General features: G+C 69.7%; 7 protein-coding genes. 5 read left to right on the forward strand and 2 right to left on the reverse strand.

The annotated features are described in order from the left end of the window. The 3 genes from ACY5KJ_RS16305 to ACY5KJ_RS16315 form a co-directional block, all read left to right on the forward strand. Positions 1-1203 (forward strand): FAD-dependent monooxygenase (locus ACY5KJ_RS16305; RefSeq protein WP_462203762.1); only part of this gene is annotated, 1203 nt, incomplete at its 5' end. 155 nt (positions 1204-1358) lie between these two features. Then, complete coding sequence (locus ACY5KJ_RS16310; protein WP_462188925.1) at positions 1359-1787, forward strand: hypothetical protein; 429 nt, start codon at positions 1359-1361, stop codon at positions 1785-1787. Between the two features lie 167 nt (positions 1788-1954). Then, positions 1955-2824, forward strand: a complete 870-nt coding sequence (locus tag ACY5KJ_RS16315) for a MurR/RpiR family transcriptional regulator (RefSeq protein WP_462203763.1) — start codon at positions 1955-1957, stop codon at positions 2822-2824. 127 nt (positions 2825-2951) lie between these two features. Here ACY5KJ_RS16315 and ACY5KJ_RS16320 read toward each other — a convergent pair whose 3' ends face one another. Further along, on the reverse strand, positions 2952-3665 hold the full coding sequence (locus ACY5KJ_RS16320) for a VIT1/CCC1 transporter family protein (protein ID WP_462188922.1): 714 nt from the start codon (positions 3663-3665) through the stop codon (positions 2952-2954). A gap of 341 nt (positions 3666-4006) precedes the next feature. Here ACY5KJ_RS16320 and ACY5KJ_RS16325 point away from each other — a divergent pair, with 341 nt between their 5' ends. Then, positions 4007-4669 (forward strand): hypothetical protein, encoded by a 663-nt coding sequence (locus tag ACY5KJ_RS16325; protein ID WP_462203765.1) that lies wholly within the window; start codon positions 4007-4009, stop codon positions 4667-4669. 446 nt (positions 4670-5115) lie between these two features. After that, positions 5116-5451: an indolepyruvate ferredoxin oxidoreductase subunit alpha gene (locus tag ACY5KJ_RS16330; RefSeq protein ID WP_462188920.1), complete on the forward strand. Its 336-nt coding sequence runs from the start codon at positions 5116-5118 to the stop codon at positions 5449-5451. Positions 5452-5719: 268 nt separating this feature from the next. Here the strand turns inward: ACY5KJ_RS16330 and ACY5KJ_RS16335 are convergent, their stop codons facing one another. Then, complete coding sequence (locus ACY5KJ_RS16335) at positions 5720-6151, reverse strand: RrF2 family transcriptional regulator (RefSeq protein ID WP_462188919.1); 432 nt, start codon at positions 6149-6151, stop codon at positions 5720-5722. Positions 6152-6386 lie beyond the last annotated feature (235 nt).

The raw sequence follows: 6386 nt of genomic DNA on the forward strand, positions 1-6386 counted from the left end.
CAGGCCCTAGCCCCCTGGATCCGCGGCGTGCCACGGTCCGGGGTGGCGGTGCTGCGACAGGCGGCATACACGTTCCGGGCCCGGGTCGCTGACCGGTGGCGCCTCGGGCGGGTCTTCCTGCTTGGCGACGCGGCGCACGTGACCCCGCCGTTCATTGGCCAGGGTATGGGCGCCGGGCTACGCGACGCCGCCAACCTCAGCTGGAAGCTGGCGATGGTGCTGTCCGAAGGAGCCGACGACCGACTGCTCGACACCTACCAGCTCGAACGCGAACCCCACGTGGCCCGCCTGATCCGGACGGCGATCACGGTCGGCTGGGCGATGACCGGTGGTCAGGACAACGCCGCGGCCGCTCGGCGGCTGGTCCTTGCTGGAGCCTGCCGGGTCCCGGGCTTCAGCCATGCCGCCGCGCGTACGACGTCGCCCCGGCTACCCGCCGGGCCGCTGGTCCGACCCCGCCACCGCGGTCTTGGTGGCCTGGCCGGGACCCTGCTTCCACAACCGTGGGTCACCGTCGACCGGCGTCGGTGCCGCCTCGATGACCTGCTCGGTGACTCCTTTGCGATCGTCGCTTCCGGCCCGCTCGATCCCGGCCTCTCGGTCCTGGCGCGGCGCCTGCGGGCGCGGGTCTTCCAGGTCCGCGCCGCCACCAGCGGTTCGGGTGCCACCAGCGGTTCGGGGCATCCGGCCGGCCTGGACGACGGTGACGACGCCGTCATCTCCGACGGCGGGATCTTGGCCGGCTGGTTGCGCCGGGCGGGGGCCGGGGCCGTGCTGGTGCGCCCCGACCGGGTCGTCCTGGCCGCGGCACCGCAGGCGCGCGGAAACGGCGCGGTCGGCGCGGCCATAGCCCGGGACTCGGCCGGGTGGCTGCCGCTGCTGCCGCCCACCCGCACCTCCCGCCTCAGAGGAGAACTCCGCCTCTTCGGACCGGCCGCGCGGGTCCCGCCAACCGGCTTCGCTCGCACCGCGCCGAACGGTGCCTGTTCGGGAAGGACCAGCATGACGACGAACCCGGGTGGCCTTCCGACTCCTGTCGACCCGACCGCGGGCTGCTGCCCTACCCAGTCTGATCGATCGAGCGGTCCGACGACAGGGCATGTTCGGCGACCGCCTCCGGCTGCTCTGCCGACGGTGCGGATCCGGGCCCGCGTGTTCCGGTGTCGGCAAGCTGGCGGCCCTCGATGTCGAATGTGTCAGTAATGACAGATCGCCGGTCCTTGTTGGCTTGTGATTGCGGTCACCCGTTGATCGCCTGCCGGGCGGGGACTCACTGCCGGAGGATCGCGAACGTCTCCTGGAGCAGGCGCAACGCGGTCGTGAGCGTCCGGTCCGGTTGGGGCAGCGCGGAGAAGGCGATGAGAGTGCTGCGCATCGCCGCCGCCGTCCGCCCGGCTGAGTCGTTCGGCAAGGGCGTGTGCCAGGCCGTCCTCGAACTCGCGCAGCAATGTCGTGACGGACCTGCTCGGTTGGGTCACAAAGGCGACCGGTGGGCCGCTGAACAGAAGGCCGAGGCCGACGCCACGCTCAGCCGCGATGGCGAACAACGCGTTACACACGGCGGTCTACGGGGGCTCGTCGGCCGGGCGGACGCGGACATGCTCTTGGAGCACCGGGATCAGGGCGTGCGTCTCACCGAGAACCAGGTCTTCCTTGGACGGGAAATATCGGAACCGAAGGCCGGCCGGCTGCTGGCTCGGATCCCCGTCGGCCGTGAGCCGCACGGTCTCGCGGTCTGGCCGCAACCCGGTCGCTACTCCCTCGGCCATACTGGGATCATGCGCTGAGGGTCGCGGACGAGCTCCGGACCCCTTCACCCTGGCCGACACCGACCGCCCGGGACCGAAATGGACTTTCATGATACATGATACTATGGAATATTCATCCGAAGTTTACCTTTAGGCATCTGACCGTTGCGTCTACGCGCTTAGCGTGACGTGTCGTGACTAGTGATGTGACTGTGAGGGTCGAGGGCGGCGCTGCCGCGCCCGCCGTGTTGGAGCGCATCCGGGCTTTGTCGGCGTCGCTGTCGTCGGCGGAGCAGCGGGTGGCGCGGCAGGTCCTCGCCGACCCGGTTGCGATGATCCACCAGTCGGTGAGCGAGCTGGCGCAGGTGTCGGGAAGCTCGCCGGCGACGGTGGTGCGGTTCTGCCAGAGCCTCGGGCTTCGGGGCTATCAGGAACTCAAGCTGGCGCTGATCCGGGAGACGCTGCCGGTGGAGCGGCAGCTGGTGGACGAGGTGTCCGCGGCCGATGGCCCGGATGAGATCGCCGGGAAGGTGCTCGGCGGGGCGGCGAGTGCGCTGACCGAGGCGGCGCGGGGGATCGACGGTGGCGTGCTGGCGGCGATCGCCGACCTGGTCGTCGCCGCGCCGCGGACGTTGTTCGTGGCGGTGGGGACGTCGGCGCCGCTGGCGATGGATGCCGCCTACCGGCTGACCACGGTCGGGGTCGATGCGCGGTTCGCCGGGGACGCGCATGTGCAGCACGTCACCGCCCGGATGCTGGCGGCGGGTGATCTGTGTGTTGCGGTCAGCCACACCGGCTCGACGGCGGAGACACTGGCGGCGATGCGGGCGGCCGTGGACGCCGGGGCGCACACCGCCGCGATCACGAGCTTTGCCCGGTCACCGTTGACCGAGCTGGTGCAGCACGCGGTGGTGGTGGGCAGTCGGGAGACGGCGTATCGCATCGAGGCGATGACCAGCCGGATCGTGCACCTGTCGGTGCTCGACGCCCTGTTCGCCCTCGTGGTGGTGCGCAGCCCGCGCAGCCCCGGCGCGCTGGCGATGACCGCCGACGTGATCGTCGAACACCGGATGTAGCCGCCTACCAGACCCGGCGGCGCCGGTGCCGACGACCCGTGGTTCGCCCCGCGCCCACCGAGGAACGGTATGAGCCCACGGACCAGCGGTGGATCGGTGGTGGGCTCAGGTACGTCCCGGCGGTCGGTCAGCCGCTGGCCGCGCCGGTGATCAGACCGACCAGCGCGGTGACCAGCATGGCCGCGGCGCCGCCCAGCACGACGCGCAGGGCCGGACGTAGCAGCGCCATACCGGCGGCCCGCGCGGCGAGCATGCCCGCGACGGCGAGACCGATCATCGTCACCACGACGACGAGCGCCAGGCGGCCCGCCCCCGCCGGGGCCGACATCCCGAGGAACGGCACCAGCCCGCCGGCCGTGAAGCTGCCCGCCGACGCGACGGCGGCCTGGACCGGGCGCGCCCGGGTGGCCTCACTCTGGCCGAGTTCGTCGCGCAGGTGCGCCTCCAGCGCACCCCGCTCGGTCAGTGCCACGGCGACCTGCCTGGCGAGGTCGTGCGGAAGGCCGCGCCGCTCGTAGATGCCGACCAGCTCGGCGAGCTCGGCCGCGGGGTTGGCCGCCAGCTCCGCGCTCTCCTTGGCCCGGTCCGCGTGTTCCACGTCGGCCTGGGAGCTCACCGACACATACTCCCCGGCCGCCATCGACATCGCCCCCGCGGTCAGACCCGCGATCCCGGCGGTCAGGACCGCGCCGGTGGAGGCGCCGCTCGCGGCGACGCCGACGATGAGGCTGGAGGTGGAGACCAGGCCGTCGTTCGCGCCGAGGACGGCCGCGCGCAGCCAGCCCGAACGGTTCGTGCTGTGCCGCTCCGGGTGCCGTCGCATCGCACCGAATGTCGCCATGGGGGCATTACAGCACGGTGTTGGCGATCAGCATGGGTACGCTCAACGGATCAAGAACCATCTCTGCCCGTTCCTCGAGGTAGACCGCTGGAAATCGTGCGGGGGGCGTCATGGCCGAGTACATGCCTTGGCCGAGTACATGCCCTGACCGAGTACAAGGCTGACGGAATTCCGGCCGCCGGTCGGCGCGGGAAAACCCGTAGGCCGGTCGGGGAAGGTCCCGCCCGGCCTACGCGCGGAGGTGAACCAATCCGGATGCCCCGCGCCGGCCCTGCGAATGATGAACGGCAATGATGGACAATCAAGGCTGACAGTGATCGCGCGACGTGGGATTGGTGACCTTGCCCCGACATCGTCCGATGCGGCCGGGACCGCGTACCCCGTACGAGGAGAGCTGGCTGGCTGGCGCGGAACTCGGTGAGGCGCTCACGCGCGGATGGCGTCCGCGGGCACAACCCGTGCAGATCGCGCTGGGTGCGGGTGAAGCCGTGCTGGCCCAGGCACCCGTCTGCGTCTGGCAGTACATCGGCCAGAACGTCACCTATAATCAGGGGTGGTTCGTCGCCTTCGGTAGTCCCCTTCTGCTCGGCGCGTCCCTGCTCGGCAGTGCCCTGTACAACGGCAGCCAGCGCAGGCGCGCCGAGGCGCTCGCCGCGGTCCAGTGGCGCCCTGTCTCCCAGGGGCACCTTTTCCTGACGAACTGGCGCCTCGCGCTGGCGCTCACGACCGGCTGGACCGATATCGGCTACCCGTACCTGCGGGCGTCCGGTGTGGACGGCGACAGCATGGTCATCATGCTTGCCGGCCAACCCCCCGTCCGACTGCAGGTGTGGCCGGCGCACTGGTTCTTCGTGCTCATGAGATTCCTCGCCTACGGCGAGATCGTCCGGATGGAAATTCCGTCCCACCTGCAACGATCGACTGCCCCCGGGCCCTCGAACCTCCGCCTGGATCGTGAACCCCCGCCCGGGCGGGGTCTGGGGAACGCCGGTGACGCCGCATGATCAGCGGCCTTCCCGGAGTGTGATCAGTGGGTACGCCCGGTGGGTACGGCCGGCGGGTACCGGCGTCCGGATTTCTCCCGGGGGCGGCCCCGCTACCCTGCTGCCTCGTGCCGGGCCGGTACCGTGATGGCGTCCTCCGGGAAAATGCGGGCGGGTATTCAAGCGTGATTCGGGTCAAGATAATGTTATTGATAAAAATATCCTTGAGATTTTCCTTCGAGTGGATTTCGAGGATATCCATGAGGCTTGCCTCGCGGATAATTTGTTTACATGCCGTTCACGGTGCACGACCTGCCAGCGCCCCGCGAACCTATACCATTCATTCGGGTTCGCCGCACGGCCATCCGTCTCGGTCGGAACCAGCCGAGAAGAAGTCGGAGGCCAGCCATGGGATTGACTGCCGTCCGGATGTGGTCCGGCATGGTCGATCGAAAGTGAGGGTTCTCATGCCATTTGTCATCACCGCCGCGTGTATCGATGTCAAGGACGGCTCCTGCCTGGAGGGGTGCCCGGCCGATTGCATCTACGAGGGTGACCGTAAGATGTACATCAATCCGGACGAGTGCACGGAATGCGGCGCCTGCGCAGTGTCCTGCCCGGTCGGCGCGGCCATCAGTGACGACCGTGTTTCCGCGAAGGACAAGGAGTTCGTTGAAAGCGAGGCGCTGTTCTTCAGCACCGTCCTGCCAGGTCGGGACGCACCGCTCGGCGAGCCGGGCGGCGCCACGAAGCTCGGTAAGATCAAGGCTGATACGCCCTTCATCGCCGCCTACGGAAGCTGACGAGGGCGACCTCGGGTATTCGCCGGGGCGGAGCACGATAAAGCGGAACAGTAGCGGGAAAAACGAACCGAGAGAATTCGCGGAAAGGCCGGTGCTGGCGGACCTCGGGTCCGAGGCGCCGGCCTGACGCCGAGACGTTGCGGGGGATTCCTCCCGTAACCAGCCTGCGTTCCAGACGATTCTATCCCGCAGGTCCGACAGAACGGCGGGGTCCGCTCGTCCAGTCCCGGGTAGTTCCAGGGCGTTTCGTGGAGGACGGGGCCGGGTGTCAGCGGACCGGTGGCGCGAGGGAGCGCAGGACGGCGCCGGCGGGTTCGTCGGTGAGCTCGGCGAGGGTCACCTCGTCGAGCGTGACCAGGAAGTTCTCCTGAGCTCGTCGCAGGAGGGGGCGCAGTCGGCAGGCGCATCGCAGCGGGCACGGGGGACCGTCGCAGGAGACGAACTCGTCCGTGCCCTCGAGGGCACGGACGATGTGCCCGACGGTGACCTGCGTCGCGCCCGGGGCGAGCAGCACCCCGCCGGTGCGTCCGCGTACGGTGACCACGAGGTCGAGCCGCTGGAGGCGTTGCACGATCTTCGCCATGTGGGTGAGCGGAACATCGAGGACTTTCGAGAGGTCGCGGACGGTGAGGCGATCCTCCCGGGTGGCTGCGAGCATGAGCGCCCGCAGCGCCAGGTCGGTCGACTGGGTCAGGTGCATGGGAGCGCACCTGTCGAGGTGACGGTCACCCGACCATCTTGCCTTCTACTCTTCGTAGAAGATTGTCCCGACGGCACCTGCGTCCCACGGGTGCCGCCTGCCGAGGTCGGACCTCGGCGGGAGCGCGGCCCCGGGTGTGACATCGCGCCGGGACCGACCGGTGCCGGCCGGTGCCGGCCTCCTCGTGGCGACCGCGGACCCCCCGGCCGGGGGAGTCTAGTACTCCAACCCGACT

It is taken from the genome of Frankia sp. CcWB3, assembly GCF_977927595.1.

What these genes read in the sequence shown, in the direction of transcription:
- ACY5KJ_RS16310 (WP_462188925.1), top strand. Translation starts at nt 1,359, where the DNA reads ATGAGAGTGCTGCGCATCGCCGCCGCCGTCCGCCCGGCTGAGTCGTTC.
- ACY5KJ_RS16335 (WP_462188919.1), bottom strand. Translation starts at nt 6,151, where the DNA reads ATGCACCTGACCCAGTCGACCGACCTGGCGCTGCGGGCGCTCATGCTC.
- ACY5KJ_RS16330 (WP_462188920.1), top strand. Translation starts at nt 5,116, where the DNA reads ATGCCATTTGTCATCACCGCCGCGTGTATCGATGTCAAGGACGGCTCC.
- ACY5KJ_RS16320 (WP_462188922.1), bottom strand. Translation starts at nt 3,665, where the DNA reads ATGGCGACATTCGGTGCGATGCGACGGCACCCGGAGCGGCACAGCACG.